The following is a 4,044-nucleotide window of genomic DNA, read 5'->3' as shown; positions in this document are numbered from 1 at the left end:
TTGTTCTTTCACCGCAGGCTCAGGCTTGCGGTTTTTTATTTGCTCTGAAAATTGATTCGTTAACTTCAACAAATAGCTTTATATAGCGTTTTGTAAAAAATAAAAACAGTGCATTAATCACTGATCCTTTTGTAAACTATTAGAATTAAATTGCAACCTTCTCAACTATACGGGCAAAAGTGAATACGATGATGAATACGATTTAAAAAAATAACGACAATTGACAGAAATGATTTAAAAGAAAAATAAGTAAAAACTCAACTATCAACAAGCAACGGAAAGTACTTGTAAACACAAATTCTTTATACCATAGTTCGTGACAGTTCCGGCTTTTTTTGATAAAATCATACAGTATGCCCTCGGGCACAAAGTATGAACTGGGACTGTCTTTCCCAGCTTCGGAGGTAAAAAATGTCAGATTCACCAATCAAATATCGTTTGATTAAGAAAGAAAAACACACGGGAGCTCGTCTGGGCGAAATCATCACTCCCCACGGTACCTTCCCAACACCTATGTTTATGCCAGTTGGGACCCAAGCCACTGTCAAAACTCAGTCACCTGAAGAATTGAAGGAGATGGGTTCGGGAATTATCCTGTCAAACACCTATCATCTCTGGCTTCGCCCTGGAGATGAACTCATCGCACGCGCTGGTGGTCTCCACAAGTTCATGAATTGGGACCAGCCTATTTTGACAGATAGTGGTGGTTTTCAGGTTTATTCCTTAGCAGATAGCCGTAATATCACAGAAGAAGGAGTAACCTTTAAAAACCATCTCAATGGTTCTAAGATGTTCCTATCGCCAGAAAAAGCCATCTCTATTCAGAACAATCTGGGTTCAGACATCATGATGTCCTTTGACGAATGTCCTCAGTTTTATCAACCATACGACTACGTTAAGAAATCAATCGAGCGTACCAGTCGTTGGGCTGAGCGTGGTTTGAAGGCTCATCGTCGTCCACATGACCAAGGTTTGTTTGGAATTGTACAGGGGGCAGGCTTTGAAGACCTTCGTCGACAATCGGCTCATGACCTTGTCAGCATGGATTTCCCAGGCTATTCTATCGGTGGTTTGGCAGTGGGAGAAACCCATGAAGAGATGAATGCTGTCTTGGACTTCACAACTCAACTGCTGCCTGAAAACAAACCTCGCTATTTGATGGGTGTGGGAGCACCAGATAGCTTGATTGATGGGGTGATTCGTGGGGTGGATATGTTTGACTGTGTCTTGCCGACTCGAATCGCTCGTAATGGGACTTGTATGACTAGTCAGGGACGTTTGGTTGTCAAAAATGCTCAGTTTGCTGAGGACTTTACACCACTGGATCCTGAGTGTGATTGTTACACATGTAAGAACTATACACGTGCTTATCTTCGTCACCTACTCAAGGCTGATGAAATCTTTGGTATCCGCTTGACAAGCTATCATAATCTTTACTTCTTGCTTAACCTGATGAAGCAAGTGCGACAAGCCATCATGGATGACAATCTCTTGGAATTCCGTGAGTATTTTGTGGAAAAATATGGCTACAATAAGTCAGGGCGTAATTTCTAAAATGGAATTGATATAAGCTAAAAATCCTAAGTTTTCTCTTGGGATTTTTCTTCTTTTTTTGATAGAATAAAGTGTACAATGAAAGGGAGAATAAACTCGTATGCGCATTAAATGGTTTTCCTTGATTAGGATTACAGGTTTACTATTGGTACTCTTGTATCATTTCTTTCAGACGATCTTTCCTGGAGGATTTTTCGGGGTAGATGTCTTTTTCACATTTTCAGGTTTCCTGATTACGGCTCTACTCATCGAAGAGTTTTCTAAAAATCATGAGATTGACTTGATTGGATTTTTTAGGAGACGCTTTTATCGGATTGTGCCACCTGTGGTTTTGATGGTCTTGGTAACCATGCCCTTTACCTTTCTAGTTCGACAAGATTATGTGGCTGGAATTGGTGGTCAGATTGCGGGTGTCTTAGGCTTTATGACCAACTTCTATGAGCTCCTAACAGGTGGGAGTTATGAATCTCAGTTCATTCCACATTTGTTTGTTCATAATTGGAGCTTGGCTGTTGAGGTTCACTACTATATCCTCTGGGGATTGGCAGTTTGGTTCTTATCCAAACAGGCTAAATCAAATGGTCAGTTGAGGGGGCTGGTCTTTCTCTTATCTGCTACTGCCTTCTTGATCAGCTTCTTCTCCATGTTTATTGGTAGTTTTCTAGTGGCCTCTTATTCCTCTGTTTACTTCTCCAGTTTAACTCATGTTTCTCCATTCTTTTTGGGAAGTATCCTAGCAACGATTGTAGGCGTTCGTCAGACGACTTCCCTAGTTAAGCAATTGGATAAAATCTGGGATTTACGCAAGACCCTTTTAGTTTTTGGAGGAGGTTTTGGCTTCTTACTCATTTTGACCTTCTTTGTCAAATTTACCTATCTCTTTGCCTATCTTATGGGCTTCTTGCTTGCCAGCCTTGCAGCCCTTGCTATGATTCTGGCGGCGCGTGTCTTACATGAGAAGACTCCTAACGTACAGGAGCCAAAGATGATTAGCTTTTTAGCGGATACTAGCTATGCAGTTTATCTTTTCCATTGGCCTTTCTACATTATTTTCTCACAGTTGACATCAAATCTTCTTGCTGTGTTATTAACTTTGATTTTTTCTTATGGATTTGCCAGTCTTTCATTTTATGTATTGGAACCTTGGATTGCAGGCAAGAGCACACCTATTTTACAAACCATTCGTCCCCTGCCTTATATTCGCGCAATTCTTGCAACAAGTACAGGAATCTTGGTCTTCATTGTCTTCTTAGTGACTTTGTTGGCACCACAAGTGGGAGCGTTTGAGACAGACTTAACTGTCAATGGTTTGAAGCAAGCTGCTAGTAATATTGCCCAAACAAAAGTGATGGCAGAACGAGCAGAAGCTGATAGTTTGGGGATTGCTGATGGCACTATGTTAATTGGTGACTCGGTGGCTTTAAGGGCAAATACAGCTTTGCAGACAGCCCTTCCTGGAGCACAGATAAATGCTCAGGTCAGCAGAACAACCAAGAATGCCAATGAAATCATGCTAAACAATAGCCAGAATAAATTTCTACCAAAGATGGTAGTTATTGCAACTGGTGTGAATAATCCTGAAAATTACAAGGAAGATTGGGATAGTATCGTGAAAAATCTTCCTAAGGGCCACCATATGGTTTTGGTGACTCCTTATGAGGGAGATAAGACAAAAGAGACCTATGCCATCGTTGAGAAGGCTGCTGCCTATATGAGAGAATTGGCAGAGACGACTCCTTACATCACGATAGCAGATTGGAATCAAGCTGCTAAGGAACATCCAGAAATCTGGGCAGGAACAGACCAAGTCCATTTCGGAAGTGACACTAGCAAAATTGAAGCAGGAGCAAAATTGTATGCAGATACCATTGCTACAGCTTTGCAAACAGCTCAAGACAAGCCAGTCAAATCAAAATAACTTATATTAAGAAGAGAAGAGTTGGAGAAATCCAGCTCTTTTAAAATATCTTTAGAAAATAGGTCTATACCATTTACAAATAAAAAAGAAAGGTTTATAATGTAATTGACATAATAAATTGTAGAATCAATCTTTTAAGGAGGTTAACATTATGCCTAACTATATTAAAGCGGATCAGTTTTTCTACCCACACGGAATTCGTCGTGGTGGTTACTTAGAACTTGTTGATGGCAAATTTGGGAAACATGTGGATCAAATTCCTGAAGGAGCAGAGGTTCTTGACTATACTGGTTATAGCATTGCACCAGGTCTTGTGGATACTCATATTCATGGATATGCAGGTGTAGATGTGATGGACAACAATATTGAAGGTACATTGCATACTATGAGTGAAGGACTTCTTAGTACCGGTGTTACCAGTTTCTTGCCCACAACTTTAACAGCCACTTATGAGCAATTGCTTGCAGTCACTGAAAATCTTGGAAACCATTATAAAGAAGCAACAGGTGCTAAGATTCGTGGGATTTATTATGAAGGTCCATATTTCACAGAAACTTTTAAGGGGGCACAAA

2 protein-coding genes and 1 pseudogene are annotated in these 4,044 nt (G+C 40.4%); all 3 read left to right on the top strand.

Annotated features, from left to right (window positions below):
- Positions 1–411: 411 nt before the first annotated feature.
- Positions 412–1,554 carry a tRNA guanosine(34) transglycosylase Tgt gene (gene tgt / locus SMIDD26_RS10140; RefSeq protein WP_061440022.1) on the top strand — a complete coding sequence of 381 codons (1,143 nt, stop codon included), beginning with the start codon at positions 412–414 and terminating at the stop codon, positions 1,552–1,554.
- 100 nt (positions 1,555–1,654) lie between these two features.
- A complete protein-coding gene (locus SMIDD26_RS10135; RefSeq protein WP_061440021.1) occupies positions 1,655–3,472 on the top strand; it encodes an acyltransferase family protein in 1,818 nt (605 codons plus the stop codon).
- 151 nt (positions 3,473–3,623) lie between these two features.
- Positions 3,624–4,044: pseudogene (locus SMIDD26_RS13390) on the top strand (amidohydrolase family protein); the annotation flags it as partial.

Source organism: Streptococcus mitis, assembly GCF_001579035.1.
GTDB classification, from domain to species: Bacteria; Bacillota; Bacilli; order Lactobacillales; family Streptococcaceae; genus Streptococcus; species Streptococcus mitis_J.
The sequence above is the reverse complement of the archived record's forward strand: the minus strand, read 5'-3'. Positions and strand labels throughout refer to the sequence as shown.

What these genes read in the sequence shown, in the direction of transcription:
- SMIDD26_RS10135 (WP_061440021.1), top strand. Translation starts at nt 1,655, where the DNA reads ATGCGCATTAAATGGTTTTCCTTGATTAGGATTACAGGTTTACTATTG.
- tgt (WP_061440022.1), top strand. Translation starts at nt 412, where the DNA reads ATGTCAGATTCACCAATCAAATATCGTTTGATTAAGAAAGAAAAACAC.